Below are 18,872 nucleotides of genomic sequence, written 5' to 3'. Positions count from 1 at the left end.
ACCTGCGGCAAAGAGGTTGAACTGAGGGTCCGGCGGCCCTGCCGCGCGAGGCCTGGTCCGTCCGACCATGGCGGTATGAAGGAGACGACTCGGACCGGTCGCCCGTCGAGCGGGTCGTTCGATTGGGCGCCGATCGTCAAGCCGCAATCGGTGCGGGCGAAGGCCAACATCACCGACTACGAACGCACATGCAGCGAGTTCTCCTGGGAGAAGGCCGCCGATGCCGAGCTCGACGGCTCGATCGGCTGGATGAATATCGCTCATGAGGCCGTCGATCGGCACGCACAGGGAGAGATGGCGAAAGCGATCGCGCTGCGTTGGCTGAATACCGCGGGTGCGATCGTCGACTACACCTACGCAGACCCACATTTCGATACAGTCCACACGACGGCAGATGATCTTGCGCTCCTGCATTTCACCAGTGGCACAACTGGTCGCCCGAAAGGTGCGATGCACGCTCACGGCGCCGTCGTTGCCCACCGGGTGACCGCCCGCTACGCGCTGGACCTGCGTCAGGGAGACATCTTCTGGTCTACCGCCGATCCTGGCTGGGTCACCGGTATGTCCTACGGTGTCATCGCTCCGCTGTGTCTGGGTGCCACAGTGATCAGCGACGAGGCCGAGTTCGACCCCAAGCGGTGGTACGACATCCTGAGCAGGCAGCGGGTATCGGTCTGGTACACCGCGCCAACAGCGCTGCGCATGCTCATGCGATTCGGAGACCGGCTACCGGACGGAACGGACCTGTCCGCGTTGCGGTTCATCACCAGCGTTGGCGAGCCACTCAATCCCGAGGTCGTCGTCTGGAGCGAGCGCGTGCTCGGACATGTGGTGCACGACAACTGGTGGCAGACCGAGACCGGCGCAATCATGGTCGCCAACTTCGCCGCCACCGACGTGCGTCCGGGCTCGATGGGTCGTCCCCTTCCCGGAATCGAGGCGACCGTTGTGCGACGCGGATCCGACGGCCGCGTGCTGGCCACAGATGGTGACCTCATGCGCGCCGATGTGGGGGAGACGGGCGAGCTCGCCCTGCGTGCGGGATGGCCATCGATGTTTCGCGGATATCGGGGCGAACCCGAGGGCTATGGTGCTTGTAGCGCGGCCCGCGTCGATGGCGTCCGAGTGTCGGGCCTGCGCCCAGACGCCATCGGCCGAAGCAATTTCGTAACGGCGACATCCCGACAAACCATGTACCGCATATGCGAGGGAATGACGGTGTGAGTGTGGTTCGGGGGACGAGCTTCGGAAGCGACCGGGTCGAGGTGTGCACCGATGAACAACACAATGGCACTGGACGGGGTGATCGCTGATCGTGGACGCACGGGGCCAAAGTCCATGCGGTCGCGCTGACCGTCTAGTTTGTCCCGGTCCGGTGGGCCGAACGGCTGGTGTCCATGTGTTCTGTATCCGAGAGCTCGTACGGTTCACGGATCGGGTCAACCCGGAGGCCATCAGCGTGCTGAGCATGTCGTTATCAGCGTGCCGCTGGCGCGAACGACGAGTTGCGGTCGATACGCCGCGTGCGAACCTGCCCGATCAGGGCCTCCACGCTGGTCGACTCGAACACATCGGTTCCAGGTAACTGCACCGTCGTGGCTGCTGCAGCGACGCCGAGTTCACAGGCACGCAATGGTGCAGCACCAGCGGCGAGATGGTAGGTGATGGCTGCGACCAAACTGTCCCCCGCGCAGGCATCGCTGCGGAACGAGTGGGGCAGGCGCGGTGCCGATATCTCATAGTGCGCGTCGTGGCAGGAGTACACGGCACCGAGCGCACCCACGGTAGTGACGGCGTGATCGCAGGATTTGTTCGTGAGCAACAGCTCGTTCGCAGCACGAGCGTTCGCGTGGCTCGAGATCTCCTGTCCGATCAGCGTGGCTGCCTCGCGGCGATCAAGTCGGATCAGAAAAGTGTGTTCACGCAGCGCCGTTCGCAATTGGCTGCCGGCGATATCGAGAATGACCCGGGTAGCGGGGGAGGTATTGCGGATGATCTGAGCGCAGAAATCCTCGCGGAGATGCGGCGTGGCGCTGCCGGACACGACAAGATATCGAGCGTTCGCGCTGGATCTCTGTATCGCCGCGAGGAGCAGCGCTTCCTCGTCCGCAGACAGCTGAGGCCCCGGCGGGACGATGTGATAGCTGCGGTTCGTGGCCCCATCCGCGACTACGAACGCTTCTCGTGTGTCGGAGCCTATGCCGACGCCGATGTGCTGCAGACCTTCGTCGTCGAGTAGCCGATCCAGGCGTTGTCCCACTTCTCGACCGCTCGTGTGGATTGCAGTTGCGGATCCGCCGAGCCGACCGATGCACCGGGCGACGTTGATTCCGCCCCCACCGCCGCGGACCGACGTGATGCGAGCCCGGTTCTTGCCTTCGGCGGTGAGCGCATCCACTTCCATCGACAGGTCGACCGTCGGGTTGAGAGTCACCGTCACAATGTCGTTGTGCTCCATTGCCTCAGCACGCTGCTTCACGGAGCGAATGGTCGAGGATGAGACGCTGTTCGGCTGCGGCGACGGTGCGGCGTGCGGCTGGGACGGCGTCGGGTGAAACCGAGATCGAGGTGATGCCGAGGCGGACGAGGCGCTCGGCGAATTCGGGATGATTGGACGGTGCCTGTCCGCACAGCGACGAGGTGATGCCGAGCCGTCGGGCGGTGCTGATGATGCGCGCGATCGCGTCCAGGACTGCGGGATCGGATTCGTCGAAGAGTTCGGCGCACTGCTCGGAGTCACGATCGACACCCAACATCAACTGGGTGAGATCGTTGCTCCCGATCGACACGCCATCGATCCCCAGACCGACGTACTCGGGTAGCCAATGTACGACAGAGGGCACTTCTGCCATCACCCAGCGATGCAGGCCCCGCTGCTTGCCCAACGGACTCGCGTCGACCAACTCGAGGCAGGCTTCCAGCTCCCACCGAGTGCGGACGAACGGAATCATCAGGTGCAGGTTGGGCGTGGATGCGCGGACTCGGGCGAGCGCGGCCAGTTCAAGGGAGAACACCTCGGGTTCCCGGCTGTAGCGGTAGCAGCCGCGGTAGCCGATCATCGGGTTCTGCTCGACGGGCTCATGGCGCGAACCTCCTTCCAACGCCCGGAATTCGTTACTGCGCAGATCAGTGGCTCGATAGATCACCGGCCGAGGATGGAATGCGGCGGTGATGCGGTGCAGCGACTGAACCATCTGGTCGATGAACATCTGCTGTTGTCCGCGGGCGATCAGCTCGCGGGGGTGCTTTCCGCCGAGCGCCTGAACCAGCAGCGTTTCCGCTCGTAGTAGTCCGACTCCATCGACGTCGGTCGCCGCGACGCGTTCGGCGGCATCGGGAAGCGCGAGGTTGACGTAGATTTTGGTGGCGATCGGCGCCGCGGCAGCCCCCGATTGCGAGGGAACCCCAGCAGAAGTCGTGGTTGTGACAGGCCTGGCGGCATACCCGGCGCGGACTTCTCCGGCGGAACCGTCAACGGTGACGATCGCGCCGTCGGTAAGGGTTTTGGTGGCGTTGCGGGTGCCGACGACGCACGGCACGCCGAGTTCGCGGGCGACGATGGCGGCGTGGCAGGTCATGCCGCCGCTGTCGGTGACCACTGCGGCGCTGCGGGTGATGGTGGGGAGCCAATCGGGGCTGGTCATAGGTGCGACCAGGATTTCGCCGGACCGCAGCGCCCCACCCTGCTCAGGTGAACTGAGGATGCGAACGGCGCCGTCGGCGATGCCAGGGGCCGCTGCAAGTCCGCGCACCAAGGCCGATGCCGTTGTCTGCTTCTGGGGAGGTTCGGTACCGGTCTCCTCGGGAAGCATGGTGATCGGGCGTGCCTGCACCAGCCAGAGTGCTTCGTCGTCGAAGGCCCATTCGATGTCTTGTGGCTTCCCGCCGTGATGATCCTGAACTGCCGTTGCCAGTCGGGCGATCGCAAGAGCCTGCCGTTCATTGAGAACGGGGGTCGCGGCCTCGTCGGCGTCGATCTCGAGGGTGCGGTCGCCATGCGGTCCGGCGACGATGGCGTAGGTCTGGGTGCCGAGACGGGTTTCGAGCAACCGCGGCCCACGCGAGTCGAGAACGTATGTATCGGGCTCAATCGCACCTGACACCACTACTTCGCCTTGCCCGCGCGCGGCATCGATGACGATCCGGTCGCGGCGCCCCGTGGCTGGATCGGCGGTGAATGCCACACCCGCTTGCTTCGCCCGCACCATGCGCTGGACGACCACAGCCATGACCGGAGGTTTGCGCATATCGCGGCGGGCTCGGTAGGTCACGACACGTGGTGTGAACAGCGATGCCCAGCAGTCGCTGACGGCAGCGATGAGGTTGTCGTCGCCACGGACGTTGGTGCGGGTCAGATTCATTCCGGCGAACGAGGATGTCGCACTGTCTTCACCGATTGCCGACGATCGCACGGCTACCGAGATGTTGTCGCCGAGTGCGTGATAGGCGTCGAGAACAGCGTTGCGGACCGCAGGATCGAATGTCGCATGGCTTACCAACTCGCGCATTCTGCCGCACAAATCCCGCAGTACTGTGTCGGAGCTGTCGAGTGCTCGATTGTGTAGTCGTTCCAGCTCGTTACCGGTCTCGCCCGCTAGGACGATGTGGTCGTAGCAGCTGCGCAGGACGACGAAGCCCGGTGGTACCGGCAGTTGAGCTGCCACCAACTCGCCCAGGTTCGCGCCCTTGCCCCCGGCTCGGTCTGCGTCGGTGAGACGTAGTTCGGCGAAAGTGGCCACATTGTCGCCCATGGCTCGACTCCGATCGTGTCGATCTCGCGATGCTTCGTGTGCTGTCCTCAGCCTGGCTCGAGCCAGTAACCGATGGTCAGGGTCGGGGGGCCCGTGTCGACGGGACTTAGGGCCTCGAGCTCGAAGAGAACACGCAGCACCAGCCGCTCGGAGAATCGCCCGATCCATATCGACAGCTCTCGACCTGCCCGCCGCCGCCGATAGCGCCTGCGACGCACCAGTGACATCAGCCTCAGCGTTGTAGCCGACTCCGTCGACGGTGACGATGCCATGCGGCGTCCATACCTGGACCACCTGCATCTCGTTGCGGGTGAGCGTTCCGGTCTTATCGGTGCAGATGAAGGTTGTCGCTCCCAGCGTCTCGACCGATTCGAGGCGGCGTACCAGGGCGTTCTCGGCGGCCGCCATTCGCTGTGCGGCGCGCGCCAATGACAAGGTCACCGTTGGCAGGAGGCCCTCGGGCACCAACGCGACGGTGACCCCGATGGAGAACATCACGCTCGGGGTCGTCGGCCTGCCGAGCGCGGCGAACACTGCGAAGGAGACCACTCCGACCACGACGGCGATAGCCACCGCGAGGGGGCCACACCCGCCACAAGAGCCAGCCCCGCAGCAATCCAGAGCATCACCGCGAAGAAGTGAGTCAGCTGAGCCAGCAGCAACACAACAAGATTGGGCCGAGGCGGCGGGGGCAGGGCATTGGGGCCCTGTCGACGATGCCGCTCGGCTGCCTCGGCCTTACTGAGCCCGCCCGCAGGGGCGGGCCTGACCGTCAGGTCCATGCCATTCACCCTGCCTACGCATGGCGCGGAGGCGGCAGAGTCGACTGGTGCGGGTCGGCGGGCCGAACGTCCCGAGGCCCCGGGTGATCAGGGTACAAAGCAGCGTCTGCCGGGACCTTCGGCTCTGCCTGAGCTACCGCGGCGGTGGAGACGATGGAGCGATGATTACCGATGCAGCGATCTCGGTATCCGGTCTGTCGAAATCGTTTGGCCGCACCAAGGCTCTCGACGACCTTGATCTGACGGTCGAGGCGGGCGAGGTTCATGGTTTCCTCGGGCCGAACGGGTCAGGAAAGACGACAACCATCCGCATTTTGCTCGGACTGCTGCGTGCCGATTCCGGCCGTATCCGGCTGCTCGGCGGCGACCCGTGGTCCGACGCTGTGGCTTTGCATGCCCGCCTCGCTTATGTGCCCGGTGAGGTGACGTTGTGGCCGGGGATCACCGGCGGCGAGATCATCGATCTGATGGGTAGGTTGCGTGGAGGCCTGGACCGCCACCGGCAGGCCGAACTTCTGGAGCGCTTCGATCTCGATCCGACCAAGAAGGCGCGTGCCTACTCCAAGGGCAATCGGCAGAAGGTTGCTCTGGTCGCGGCACTGGCCTCTGACGCGGAACTCCTCTTGCTCGATGAGCCGACCGTCGGGCTGGATCCGCTGATGGAGGCGGAGTTCCAGAACTGCGTGCGCGAACTCGTCGCACACGGACGCACCGTGCTGCTGTCGAGTCACATCCTCGCCGAGGTCGAGGCCCTCTGCGATCGGGTGAGCATCATCCGTGCCGGCCACACCGTGGAAAGCGGCGCACTCGACGATCTGCGACATCTCACCCGCACCACCGTCACGGTCAAGACCGAACGCCCCGCCGTGATACTCGAGACGACAGCTGGTGTGCACAACCTGGTGATCGACGGCCGCCACGCACGTTTCGAGGCCGACGCCGCACATCTGGACACAGTGCTGCGTGTACTGGCCGACATCGGGGTACAGAGTCTGACCAGCACCGCACCGACTCTGGAAGACATCTTCCTGCGCCACTACGGGGAGATCGGCGTGCCCACCGAGGTGGCGTCATGACCGTCAGGGCCGACGCAAGCCTGAGTAGCGTGGCAGGCACAATTTCCCTGCTGCGTTTCGCGCTACGCCGCGAGCGTTTCACCTTGCCGCTGTGGCTGTTCGGCCTGGGCGTATTGATGACGATGCAGTCGGTGGGCAGCCAGCGTTTCTACGGTGCCCCCGAAAAGCTGGCCCAACTGCGCGCCACTGTCGGCGCCAGCGCCGCCGCACTCGCGACGGGCGGCCCCGCCCGGTTGCTCGACACCATCGGTGGGGAGGTGCTGTTCGAGATCTTCACCTACCTGGCCATTGTCGCCGCGTTGATGAACCTGTTCGTGATCGGCCGGTACACACGTTCCGACGAGGAGACCGGGCGCGCGGAGCTCATTCGATCCACGCGGGTCGGGCGGCGAGCCCCGGCGGTCGCTGCGCTCGCTTTGGCTGCGATCGCCGACTGTGCAGCGGCGCTCGTGGTCTTCGGCGCAGCGGCAGCCACAGGACTACCGACGGGCGGCTCGCTGCTCACCGGTGTCGCGGTCGGCGGTATCGGATTCAGTTTCGCGGCGGCGACGACGCTGGCTGCACAGATATTCGAGAACCCGCGCAGCGTCTACGGATCGGTCACCTTGGCCATCGCCGCAGCCTATGTCCTGCGTGCGGTCGGTGACGTCGGCAACGATGCGATCGCGTGGACTTCGCCCATCGGGTGGGGCCAGCGCAGCTACCCGTTCGTCGTAGATCGCTGGTGGCCGGCACTGCTGTTTCCGATTGCGTCGGCAGCGCTGATCGCGGCAGCGTTCTTTGTGCTCGAACGCCGCGACTTCGGCGCGGGCTTGTTCCGCTACGGAACTGGCCGCCCGACCGCATCGGTATTGCTCGGGTCGCCGCTGGGTTTGGCGTGGAGATTGCAACGTGCAGTGCTTGCCGCGTGGGTCTTCGGAGTCTTCATGTTGGGGGTCGCCTACGGGTCGTTCGCCGAGAGCATCGAACAGTATCTGGCCGACAATCCGGCTATCGCGGCATATCTGCCGGGTGGTGTGGAAGACGCCGTCGATTCCTATCTCGTCCTGACGATCTCGATCACCTCGTTGCTCGCGGCCGCCTATGGTGTCGCGGCAGCTCTGCGCGCCCGATCCGAAGAAGCCGCCGGTCGGGCCGACACGCTTCTCGCCGGCCCGATAGCGCGTGGCACCTGGCTCGGCAGCCACCTCACTGTCGTGCTCGCAGGAAGCGCCTTGGTAACGATCGCCGGCGGACTCGGCGGGGGAGTGTCCTACGGGATGACGATCTCCGATCCGGCCCAGCCGGCCAGGCTCGCCGCAGCGGCGCTGGTCTACGTACCTGCGGTATGGGTGATCATCGCGCTCGCCGTGCTGGGATTCGGGTGGATCCCCCGAGCGGCCGCGGCAGTGGCCTGGGCTGTGTTCGCCTACTGCGTGGTGGCGATCCTGTTCACCGACGCATTCGACCTGCCCGAATGGTTCGAGGCCGCCTCACCGTTCCGCCATGCAACGCAGGCTCCGCTCGAGGACGCCGCCGCGATGCCGATCCTCGCCCTGTTGGTCACCGCGGCGGCACTCCTGGCGGTCGGGTTCGTGGGCTTCCGCCACCGCGACGTCGGATACTGATGAGGCACCTGTCTCTATGACCGATCGGTAGGATGTTTCGACGATGCCCTGCCACTGAACCACGGCATTCGATCACTCGGCTGCAAGACCGTCGGCCCGAGATGTCCTGTGGGGGAGATGGGTTTCGCAGCGTACTGCGCCGATCCTGAAGTCAACATCGTCGGATTGTGGGAGTCGCCCAGGAAACATGAGGACACCGGCGACCACTGAAGACCTCGCGGGGCAGTGGTCGCCGGATGGTCGGCGTTTCAGGACTTCTTCGTCGACAGATACGTCGTGACAATGACCATCACCGCGAAGACCACGGCGATGATGACAGCAGCAACTGACCAGCTCATGGGATGACTCCTTTCGTGAGTATCGGCGCGGATGGGATCTCGTCGTTCCCCGAGTAGCGAGGTCGTCCCACGGCGTGGGCGCGACGGCGTGCGTGGAGCAGTCAGGAGGTCGTGATCGGCTGGACCTGGTGCTCGCGCATTCCGGTGCTGAGCAGCGCAACCGTGACACCCAGCACTCCGAAAACTAGCTGCAACCAGTGGGTCTGGCCGATGATTACCGGCTGCGCACACACCCAGCCGACGAGCGTGAGCCCGCTGATCACGGCGGCGGCAGGTGTATTGGTGTGGCGCGATACGGCCATCGCGCACGTCAATGTCATCGGGATGCCGACGATGACCAGAAGCATGATTCCTGCGAAGGCGGGGCTTTCGAACGGGAGTTCTTCAGTGATGTCTCGGTTCAGATCGGCGCCGCCGCCGGTCAGGCCGACAGCTCCAGTTATCGCCCAGAAGGCGACGAACCCGGATGTCGCCACCAGGGCCCGCCGTGCGACTGTGGGGGTCGGGGGATGAATATGTCCGGTCATAGGTCAACGATCGCGCGTGATCGTCGCGGTCTACAGTGCCGGAGGTAATCGTCAGGAGGGCCGAAGGTCGGCCTTCGGCTCCAGCTCGACTTCCCATACCTGTCCCGGACCGAGGTCGCGTTCGGTGTCTTCGACGTGGACGCGGATGGGTGCCGCGGCGCTCGGCTGGAGCCGGAGGGTGATGCGTGTGTGGGTGATGGTGACGTTGATGGGTTGTCCGCGGTAGGAGACGGTGAACTCCACTTCGTTGAGCTCGGTGGGCAACACTGGATGCAGCCGCAGTGTGTTGTGGCGGGTTTCGATGCCGCTGTAGCAGCGCAGGATCATGTCGGCGGTGCCGGCCATGGCGCCGAGGTGGACGCCCTCCCTAGTGGTGCCGCGTTGGGTGTCGGCGAGGTCCGCCTCGAGGGCTTGGGTGAACAGCCACCATGACATTTCGCGGTCGGTACGGGCGAGGACCCATGCGTGGGCCAGGCGGCTCAACGTTGATCCGTGACTGGTGCGGGAGATGTAGTAGCTGACGGTCCGGGGGATGAGCTCGGGTGGCAGCGTGTAGCCGAGGTGCTCGAACATCGCACGCAGCTCTTCGGCGGAGAACAGGTAGAACAGCATCAGCACGTCGGCCTGTTTGGAGACCTTGTAGCGGTTGGTGGTGTCGCCTTCGGCTTGCAGGATGAGGTCGAGTCGTTCGATGTGTTCGTATCTGGAAGTGTAGGCGTGCCAATCGAACTCGTCGAGATCTTCGTATCCTTCGAATTGGCTGATAATGCCGTCGCTGTGGAAGGGGATGCGCAGGCGGCGGCTGATCCGGTCCCACAGGGCCGGTTCGTTCGCGGTGAGCTGGAGCCGGTCCCACAAGGGCTCGCAATCCAGGCCATCGAGAAGACCAGTGATATCGCGGGCGTGGCACAACACCCATGAAGCGAGCACGTTGGTGTAGGTGTTGTTGCGGATGCCCTGACCTGGTGAGTCGGGGTAGCCGTCGTGGTATTCGTCGGGTCCCATGATTCCGCTGATGTCGTAGCGGTCGTCGGCAGGGTCGTGGACGGCCAGTGAGGTGAACAGTCGTGCGACCTCGACGATGATCTCAGCGCCGCAGTCGATGAGGAATCGTTGGTCGCCGGTTGTCTGGTAGTACTGCCAGACGCTGTAGGCGATAGCGAGGCCGACGTGACGCTGGCGTGATGAGTTGTCGGTAACCCACTGCCCGTTGCGAACATTGAGCAGCATTGTCGGTGTTTCCTCGCGGCCGTCGCTGCCGCTCTGCCAGGGGAACAGCGCCCCTGACAGCCCCGCGGCGAGGGCGTTGGCGCGCGCTCGGCGGAGTCTGCGATATCGGTACTGGAGGAACGACCGGGTCAGTTCGGGGCGGCGTAGCGTGAGCATCGGGTACACGAACAGCTCATCCCAGAAAATGTGTCCCCGATAGGCCTCCCCATGCAACCCTCGGGCGGGCAGGCCCGCATCGATATCGGGGAGCGTCGCGATCGTGGCCTGCAGGACATGGAAGATGTGCAGGTTGAGCGCGAGCCGGTGGCGGCGGCCATCATCGAGACGGATCCCGAACCGGTCCCATAGCCGTGCCCATGCTGTCACGTGAGCTGCCAGGAGCGTCGCGAGGCTGGGCGCCAGCTCGATTCGAGCGCCAACGTCTGACACAGCCGTCGATAGCGCCGGATCTCTGGACGTTGCCACCGCCGCGACCTTCTCGATGACGACCGGGACACCGGCCCGCACGTGGACGCCGAAGTGGTGCCCGGGGCAGCGATCGTCGGCTTGGAATCGGCGCTCGATATTGCCGGCGCACTCGATGTGGGTGCGGGTCGCGGTGGCGATCGTGATCGCGGACTGGTTGGTGATCGCCTCGTACACCACGGTTTCGGCATCGAGTTCGCGGTAGCCGCGTGGTCGTAGGTGGTCGCAGTCCAGGGCCTCGTCAGCAGCGACGTTGCGGTTGGCCACGCGGCCGTTGATCGCGGAAGTGATGGTGAGTGTGCCGGACCAGTTCTCGGCCTCGATGGTGAGTTCGACAGCTGCCAGGTGCGGGTCGGTCACCGAGTGGAAGCGGCGGCTGGTGATGCGGGTGAAATTGCCGTCGCTATCACGGTAGCGGTCGATGCACGTGAGGACTCCAGCACGCAGATCCAAGTTCTGGTGGTGGCTGACCATGTCCGGGACACCCAACGTCAGCTCGGATCCGTCGACGCGCCGGACGGTGAGATAGGCCCAGTCAGGTGCGTTCACGAGGTGTTCGGTTTCGGTGGTGTGCCCGTCGATCTCGGATTCTCGGCGGTTGTAGACGCCGGCGAAGTAAGTGCCCGGGTAGTGGACGCCGTCGGCTGTCGTGCCGGGGAGTGCGCCGCGCGAGGCCCAGTAGCCATTGCCGGTCGTGCACAACGCTTCCCGAGTTCCTTCCTCCGCGGGATCGTAGTCGTCGTAGATGAGGTTCCATCCACCCGGGCTCTCGCCGGATGCGCCACCACCCCAGCGAAGTCCTGGCCGTGGCGGATAGTCGGGGTGCGGAACCAGCGGCAGGTCAGCGAGATCGGTAACCACGACATCGGCACCTGCTGAGTCCAACTGCGCACCGGAGCCGGTGTGGTCCACCCCGACGACGAGCCCGAACCCACCGTGAGCGGCGGCCCGAACTCCAGCACTGGCATCTTCGAATACGACCACCTCGCTCGGTGGGAATCCAAGCCGGTGCGCGGCCTCGAGGAACATCGCGGGATCCGGTTTTCCGGGCAAGGCGAGGCGGAGGGCATCCGTGCCGTCGACCCTTACCGAGAACATGTCGGCGATTCCGGCCGCATCCAGGACGGCGGCGCTGTTTCGGCTGGCGGTCACCAGAGCAGTCGGAACACCCGCGGTCCGCAGACCCCGCAGCAGACGCGAAGCGTCAGCGAAGACACGCACGCCGGAGCGGGCGAGCTCCTCTGCGAACAGGTTCTGCTTGCGCGCAGCGAGGCCGGCGACAGACAGCTTGTCCGGCGCATCGTCGGGTCGACCTTCCGGAAGATCGACGCCGCGTGAGGCCAGAAAGGCCCGTACGCCATCTTCGCGGCTACGACCGTCTACTAGCTCGCGATAGTCCCCGATCGGGTCGAACGGCCGCTGGCTGGTGCCACCGAGCGCAGGCAGCGCTTCGTCGAACAGGGCTTTCCATGCGGCTGCGTGCACAGAGGCCGTGTCGGTCACCACCCCGTCCATATCGAAGACAACTGCGGCGTAGCCGTTGGCCGTACGCGCCGGCGTAGTCGGCGGTTCGTCCAGGCGCATCATGACACCGACCCGCCCGTGTGGTGCGGACCCGAGGAAGATCTGCGCGCGACCTGCACGTCTCGATCTTGCTCGCCCTCAGGTGGGAAGAAAAGTGCCTTTGGTCCGCAAACGGAACACAAACGGCAGGCGCGCGACGCAGCGGTGAGGACGGACAATGCTGACATGATGGCGGCGCGTGCGCTACCCGGGTTGGACCAATTCCGGCACTATCAACGTCGCTGGTTGCGGACGGATGTGCTGGCCGGAATCACAGTGGCTGCGTACCTCGTGCCCCAGGTGATGGCTTACGCGACCGTGGCAGGACTACCGCCAGTTGTCGGGCTGTGGGCGGTGCTGGGTCCACTGGCGGTATATACCGTGCTCGGTACGTCACGTCAGCTGTCGGTGGGGCCGGAGTCGACAACTGCATTGATGACCGCTGTCGCGCTGGCACCTCTGGCCGGCGGCGATCCTGCCCGTTACGCTGCGCTGGCGGCAATACTCGCGGTCGTTGTCGGTGTGCTGTGTCTTGCCGGTGCGGTGGCCAGATTGGGTGTGCTCGCGGACCTGTTGTCCAGACCTGTACTCGTCGGCTACCTCGCCGGGACGGCAGGCATCATGATTGTCGGCCAACTGGGCACAGTCACCGGGATTCCCGTGGACGGCGACACGATCCCCGCGCAGCTGCGGTCTTTCGGCGAGAACCTGGCGGCACTGCACTGGCCGACGACGCTCCTCGCGGGAGCTGTCCTGCTGGGGTTGCTGGCAGCAGCGCGGTGGGCGCCTCGACTGCCGGGCCCGTTGCTGGCGGTGCTGCTGGCGACAGTCATAGTCGCGGTGTTCTCATTACCGAACAACGGCATCGAGACCGTCGGGCCGGTGCCCTCGGGTATCCCAGCCCCTGGATTCGCTGCAGTGGCACCATCGGACCTGACCCAGCTCATCTTTCCCGCTATCGGCATCGCGATCGTCGGCTTCTCCGACAACGCGCTGACCGCACGAGCGTTCGCCGCCCGGCACGGCCGCCACGTCAACGCGAACACCGAACTCGCAGCGCTGGGGGCAACGAACCTGGCAGCGGGCGCCCTGCACGGCTTCCCAGTGAGCTGTAGTGGAAGCCGGACAACCATCGCCGACTCGATGAACGCCAAGACCCAGCTGTACTCGCTCACCGCGCTGGCGGTTGTCCTTGTGGTGTTGATCGGGGCGAGGGGAGTGTTGTCAGGATTTCCTACCGCGGCTCTGGGCGCGCTGGTGGTGTACGCAGCTATCCGCCTGGTCGACATGGCGGAGTTCCGGCGAATCGGCCGGTTCCGGCGCAGTGAACTGCTGCTGGCGCTGGCCACGCTGCTCTCTGTGCTCGCGCTCGGAGTGCTGTACGGCGTGCTGATCGCCATCGGGCTCTCGATCTTCGATCTGCTGCGCAGAGTCGCCCGGGCCCACGACGCCATCCTCGGCTACGTGCCCGATCTGCCCGGAATGCACGACATCGACGACTACCCCCAAGCGAAGCCCGTTCCCGGCTTACTCATCTACCGTTACGACGCGCCCTTGTGCTTTGCGAATGCCGAGGACTTCCGGCGCCGGGCGCTGGAAGCGATCGATCAACAGGCCGACCGTGACTCATCCCCGGTGCGCTGGTTCGTACTCAATGCCGAGGCGAACGTCGAGGTCGACTTGACCGCGATGGACGCTGTGGAACAGCTTCGATGTGAACTGTCCTCGCGTGGAGTGGATTTCGCGATGGCGCGGGTGAAACAGGACCTTCGTGACGACCTCGACGCCGCTGGCCTCACCGACCGGATCGGTGCCGAGCATCTCTATCCGACCCTGCCTACTGCGGTCGCAGCCTACGAAGCACGGTTGCGCTCACAACAGGGTGGAGCAGACGCCAGCGATGACAGAGGCCCCGCTGACGCGGGTAAGGCTGCACGGGAGCAGTCAGCCGGCACGACGTCGGTGACCGCAACCGACTCGGCCGACACTCGTCGCGGCACTACCACTTCCGACCCCGCGGGCGGTGCCCTCCCGCCAAACCGCGCGCGAGCCGATGGGGATGTATAGCGGCGCCGCGAGGAAACACCCGAATGCTCCGCAATCTCTGCCCAAGAGCGAATCCGGCACCAGTAATGGCACGCCTGGCGGCGCTCACGCCGACGGCGCCGGTGCTCACTGCGCGGATAGTCCACGGCATGGCACAGGGTACGCCGTGTGTCATGAGACCAGCGGGCTCACAGGCAGTCATCTGGATGCCTACAAGCCATTTCGGGTGACGCTGGACAACCGCTGTCGCCGCTTCCGATGCGCGGATGCTCAGCTGTCCTCGGGTTCGCGGACGATGATCAGTGGACATTCGGTGGTGTGCAGGACGGCTTGGCTGACCGATCCAAGGGTCATGCCGGCGAATCCGCCCCGTCCATGGCTGCCGAGGACGATCAGCTGTGCCGATTCTGCGGCGTGCAGGATGGAGCGGACTGGGCGGTCTTCCACCACGACACGTTTGACCGGCACGTCGGGGTACTTCTCGCGATAGCCGGCGATGTTCTCAGAGAGCAGCGCTTCGGCTTCGGTCTGCATACCTGGCCGGGATACGTAGCGGTTGAACTCCGACCATGCGTGCAGTGCAACCACGCCGGTGTCGCGGGCGGAAGCTTCTTCGAACGCGATCGCGATAGCGCGACCGCTGGCCGGGGAGCCGTCGACACCGACAACAACCGGTCCCCGCCATCCGCGGAAGTCGTTCTCGGGGATGATGGCGACCGGGCAGGTCGCGTGCCTGGCCAGCGCGGTGCTCACCGAGCCGAGCAGTGTGCGGCGGAACGCCCCCAGGCCGCGGCTGCCGACCACCAGCAGGCGGGCCGTGCTGCTGAGATCCCGCAGGACGGGGATCGGCTCCGCGCCGATCACCGCGGTGGTGATTTCGACTGGCGCCCTCGACGCTGTGACTTCGTGTGCGACTTCGGCTGCAGCGGCGAGCAGGATTTCGCCGTGTTTGCGGAATCCCTCGTAATCCAACGGCGGCCCAGAGAGACCAGGCACGAACTCGACCGGCACCCCGATCGCGTAGACCAGATGCAGTCGTGCGTGGTGGTGTGCTGCGTAGGTGGCCCCCCAGCGGACGGCGACGAGGGACTGCTCGGAACCATCTGCTCCGATGACAACCGGTGGATTGGTGATAGCGGACATGAGCTGGCCTTTCTGTCCCCTTCGGCTCCGTTCGAACGGATACTTGAAGGTTAAGCATGGTCGGGGCCGTCCGCGCCGGTCCTTGGTCACCGTTGTCGAGGACCAATGGTGAGCGGCATGCCCGGACGCACCAGCGTTTCGCATGACCGCGCGGTTGAAACGAGGCCCGTTCGGCCGATTGCTCCGATAGTCCGCGAACGGCAGGCGGTGTCCGGCGCCAGCCATCCGAAGTCACCTCAGAAGGGGCCCTCATGCCCTTATCTGCAGCACATCGCGGTGCCACTGTGGTGGCAACTCTTACGGATGAAGGACGGACATCATGGACCGCGGATTGCCTGACGACAACACTGTTAAGGCGGTACTCGCGCTCGCCGGACGAGCACCGTCGGTACACAACGTGCAGCCATGGCGCTGGCGCATCGCCGGCCGAAGTATCCACCTGTACCTCGATGAGGACCGGGCCTTGCCGATGACCGACCCTGACCGGCGTGATCTGATCCTCAGTTGCGGCGCTGCGCTGCACCACCTTTCGGTGGCGTTCGCGGCGATGGGTTGGTCGACGGTCATTCACCGGTTGCCCAACTCGGACGACCCGGATCACCTCGCCGCAGTGACATTGGTCGGCCACCGTGCCACCAGTCAAGAGATCGAGATGAGCGCCGCGATTCATCAACGGCGGACCGACCGTCGCCACTACACGTCGTGGCCCATACCGCCCGGGTATCTCGGATTGCTGACCGAGCGAGCAGCGTCGCTCGGGGCGATTCTGCGACCGGTTCGGGACTTCGAAAGAGAACAGTTGATCGCCGCCGCGCGCGCCGCCGCACGAGCACATGCTGCGGACCCCGACTATCGGTTCGAGCTGGCGGTGTGGTCGGGAAGGCGTGGCAGCCTCGACGGCGTTCCGGCCCGCAATACGCCCCTTCCGAGGCCCGGTGACGAGCTACCTGCACGGGCGTTTGCTGCACCGGAGTTGGCTGATCCGGCCGAGGAGCATGACTACGCGGAGCTGTTGATGCTGGGAACGTCGGCCGATGATCGGATGTCGCGGTTGCGGGCCGGGGAGGCGTTGAGCGCCGTGCTGCTGACTGCCGCAAACATCGGGCTGGCCACTTGTGCGCTCACCGAACCGCTCGAGATCCCTGCGCAGCGCGAGCGGATCAGGTCGCAGATGTTGAACGGAACCTGCCACCCGCAGGCCTTCATTCGGGTCGGGTGGGCACCGACCAGCAATGAGCCCATTCCTGCGACGCCGCGACGTCCGGTCGAGGAACTGGTGTTCCCGCCCGACGTCGACTGACCGGCCGATGAAGCCGCTCGGGCGGTTCGGGACGTTCGCCCCGAACCGCCGTAGGCGCGGACAACCAGTGGAATCCTCGTCCGCGTTCTTGACCTCGGCGGCAGCGCACGCGTACCGAGATATCCCTGAAGCGCGCCCGGACGACACGGTCGGCCAAGTGCTGAGTGGGCTGCAGGGTAGACGCTTCGCCACGGTGTCGGTCGTCGCGGTCTGCGACGGGCCCCGGCTCGCCGGGCTGATCACGATAGAGAATCTACTGGCGGCCGAACCCACCGCTCGGGTCGCCGAAGTCATGGATCGCGACCCGCCCGTGGTCGCCGGTCATCAAAACCAAGAGGACGCGGTCTGGGAAGCACTCCGCCATGACGAGCCAGGGCTGGCTGTGGTCGATTCCGAAAGGCGATGGCTCGGCGTTATTCCTCCTCAGCGGCTGTTGTCGGTGCTGTTGCAGGAACACGACGAGGACGTCGCTCGGCTGTCGGGTTATCTGGCCTCGACAGCAGGAGCCCGATCGGCAACGACGGAGCGGATTGGCCGGCGCCTCTGGCATCGATTGCCGTGGCTTCTGGTCGGATTGGTGGGTGCGATACTGGCAGCTGGAGTCCTCGACGTATTCCAGGATCAGCTGGAACGCCAGGTGCTGGTTGCCTTCTTCATCCCCGGCGTGGTTTACCTGGCCGACGCAGTCGGGACTCAAACCGAGGCGCTGGTCATTCGCGGATTGTCCGTAGGCGTGGGCATTCGCAGCATCGTGTGGCGCGAAACCATCACCGGCCTACTGATCGGCGCACTCATTGCCGTCGCCGCCTACCCTGCGACCTTGCTGTTGTGGCATGACCCGTCGGTTTCACTAGCGGTCGCGTTGTCGTTGTTCGCGGCGTGTTCGGTCGCGGCTGGCGTCGCGATGGCCTTGCCGTGGGCGTTCTCCATAGTCGGCGTCGACCCGGCGTTCGGGGCCGGTCCGTTGGCGACAGTCGTGCAGGATGTGCTGTCGATCCTGGTGTACCTGACCATCAGCACTGTCGTCGTGGGTTGACCTGCAGCGGAAGCGATCCGGTCAGCGCGGATGGACGACCATGACCGGGCAGTGGGCGCTCTGAACGAGGGCGGTGCTCGTCGAGCCGAGCAGCATCCCGGAGAAGCCACCGCGGCCACGACTTCCAGTGACGACCAGCTGCGCCGATTTCGACCATTCGACCAGATGGTGGCACGGACCGGACATGTACACCTTGGGTGTCACGGTGACGTCGGGATACTTGTCGGTCCATCCGGCCAACTGTTCGGCGACCAGCGCCTGTGCGGCAGCTTCGGCGTGAGGATTGGAGATCGTGTCGGGTAGTCCGGCGAACCATCCGAACCGAAGGTCGCTCCAGCAGTGGACAGCGACAAGGGGCGCATTGCGTTCGCTGGCTTCGAAAAACGCGGCGGCTACTGCGGTTCGGCTGAATTCGCTGCCGTCGACACCAACGACGACTGGTCCGGTGTGGCGGGTCTGCTGTTCGGTGCCGGTGTCACGGACAACGACTACCGAACCGTGTGCGTGCGTTGTCACGGCCAGCACGGTGGAGCCGAGTATTCCGCCTCCGCTGACGCCATACGCGCCGATCGCGGTCAGATGCGCCGACTTGGACTGCCTGATCAGCACCGGGGCCGGGATGCCGTCGGCGGTCTCGGTGTCGATCCGCAGCCCGGCGTCGACAGCCAAAGCAAGCCGGCGTGCGGCTGCCGAACAATCGGCGCTGTGGTCCTTCATGGATTCGGTCACCGACGGCGCCAGCAGGTCGTATGGCTCGAGCACCATCCGGGCCGCGGCGAGGTCGGCAGCGTGCACGAGGCGAAGGCGCCGGCCTCTGGCGGAGGCGGTCTCGGCTGCCCACCGCACGGCCAGGTCACTGGCTTCGGAGCCGTCGACGCCGACCACGATCGGCCATTGCTCATCATCGAGATTCTGCGCACACATGACCGAGGTCCTTCCGCTGGTGCGATGGCTTCTACAGGCTAGGCAACATCGGGATTCGCCCGCGTCCGCCGGAAGTCCTCGACC

12 protein-coding genes and 2 pseudogenes are annotated in these 18,872 nt (G+C 65.3%); 6 read left to right on the top strand and 8 right to left on the bottom strand.

Going from position 1 to position 18,872, the window contains the following annotated elements; translation table 11 throughout:
• Positions 1-75 precede the first annotated feature (75 nt).
• Positions 76-1,134: pseudogene (locus GV792_RS02640) on the top strand (AMP-binding protein); the annotation flags it as partial.
• A gap of 343 nt (positions 1,135-1,477) precedes the next feature.
• Here the strand turns inward: GV792_RS02640 and GV792_RS02635 are convergent.
• The 4 genes and pseudogenes from GV792_RS02635 to GV792_RS30290 form a co-directional block, all read right to left on the bottom strand.
• Positions 1,478-2,479, bottom strand: coding sequence for a 1-phosphofructokinase family hexose kinase (locus tag GV792_RS02635; protein ID WP_309138497.1), 1,002 nt, complete (start codon positions 2,477-2,479; stop codon positions 1,478-1,480).
• A complete protein-coding gene (gene ppsA / locus GV792_RS02630) occupies positions 2,463-4,751 on the bottom strand; it encodes a phosphoenolpyruvate synthase (RefSeq protein WP_163822218.1) in 2,289 nt (762 codons plus the stop codon). Before ppsA ends, GV792_RS02635 begins: the two co-directional genes overlap by 17 nt.
• A 336-nt stretch (positions 4,752-5,087) precedes the next feature.
• Positions 5,088-5,285 (bottom strand): annotated as a pseudogene (locus GV792_RS30295) (hypothetical protein); the annotation flags it as partial.
• Positions 5,246-5,533 (bottom strand): cation-transporting P-type ATPase, encoded by a 288-nt coding sequence (locus GV792_RS30290; protein ID WP_256671511.1) that lies wholly within the window; start codon positions 5,531-5,533, stop codon positions 5,246-5,248. The gene GV792_RS30290 and the pseudogene GV792_RS30295, both read right to left, overlap by 40 nt.
• 161 nt (positions 5,534-5,694) lie before the next feature.
• Here GV792_RS30290 and GV792_RS02620 point away from each other — a divergent pair, with 161 nt between their 5' ends.
• Entirely contained in the window at positions 5,695-6,609 is a 915-nt protein-coding gene (locus tag GV792_RS02620) for an ABC transporter ATP-binding protein (protein WP_163821945.1), read from the top strand.
• Positions 6,606-8,216 carry an ABC transporter permease gene (locus GV792_RS02615; protein WP_163821944.1) on the top strand — a complete coding sequence of 537 codons (1,611 nt, stop codon included), beginning with the start codon at positions 6,606-6,608 and terminating at the stop codon, positions 8,214-8,216. The genes GV792_RS02620 and GV792_RS02615 overlap by 4 nt, the downstream gene beginning before the upstream one ends.
• Positions 8,217-8,655: 439 nt before the next feature.
• On the opposite strand, the gene GV792_RS02610 is transcribed toward GV792_RS02615, so the two are convergent.
• Positions 8,656-9,081, bottom strand: a complete 426-nt coding sequence (locus GV792_RS02610) for a hypothetical protein (RefSeq protein ID WP_163821943.1) — start codon at positions 9,079-9,081, stop codon at positions 8,656-8,658.
• 51 nt (positions 9,082-9,132) lie between these two features.
• Positions 9,133-12,360 (bottom strand): beta-phosphoglucomutase family hydrolase, encoded by a 3,228-nt coding sequence (locus GV792_RS02605; protein WP_163822217.1) that lies wholly within the window; start codon positions 12,358-12,360, stop codon positions 9,133-9,135.
• Positions 12,361-12,525: 165 nt separating this feature from the next.
• On the opposite strand from GV792_RS02605, the gene GV792_RS02600 reads away from it, so the two are divergent.
• Positions 12,526-14,406 (top strand): SulP family inorganic anion transporter, encoded by a 1,881-nt coding sequence (locus GV792_RS02600; protein ID WP_375154302.1) that lies wholly within the window; start codon positions 12,526-12,528, stop codon positions 14,404-14,406.
• A gap of 249 nt (positions 14,407-14,655) precedes the next feature.
• Here the strand turns inward: GV792_RS02600 and GV792_RS02595 are convergent, their stop codons facing one another.
• The gene (locus GV792_RS02595) at positions 14,656-15,528 is read right to left on the bottom strand and encodes a universal stress protein (RefSeq protein ID WP_163821942.1); all 873 of its coding nucleotides are present in this window, start codon (positions 15,526-15,528) and stop codon (positions 14,656-14,658) included.
• 319 nt (positions 15,529-15,847) lie between these two features.
• On the opposite strand from GV792_RS02595, the gene GV792_RS02590 reads away from it, so the two are divergent.
• Both GV792_RS02590 and GV792_RS02585 read left to right on the top strand, forming a co-directional pair.
• A complete protein-coding gene (locus tag GV792_RS02590; RefSeq protein WP_163821941.1) occupies positions 15,848-16,828 on the top strand; it encodes an Acg family FMN-binding oxidoreductase in 981 nt (326 codons plus the stop codon).
• A 193-nt stretch (positions 16,829-17,021) separates the two neighbouring features.
• Entirely contained in the window at positions 17,022-17,864 is an 843-nt protein-coding gene (locus GV792_RS02585; RefSeq protein ID WP_309138496.1) for a magnesium transporter, read from the top strand.
• A gap of 21 nt (positions 17,865-17,885) precedes the next feature.
• On the opposite strand, the gene GV792_RS02580 is transcribed toward GV792_RS02585, so the two are convergent.
• Positions 17,886-18,788: a universal stress protein gene (locus tag GV792_RS02580; RefSeq protein WP_163821939.1), complete on the bottom strand. Its 903-nt coding sequence runs from the start codon at positions 18,786-18,788 to the stop codon at positions 17,886-17,888.
• Positions 18,789-18,872: the final 84 nt, after the last annotated feature.

Origin of the sequence: Nocardia cyriacigeorgica (genome assembly GCF_010868145.1) — a bacterium.
Classification (GTDB): domain Bacteria; phylum Actinomycetota; class Actinomycetes; order Mycobacteriales; family Mycobacteriaceae; genus Nocardia; species Nocardia cyriacigeorgica_D.
The sequence above is the reverse complement of the archived record's forward strand: the minus strand, read 5'-3'. Positions and strand labels throughout refer to the sequence as shown.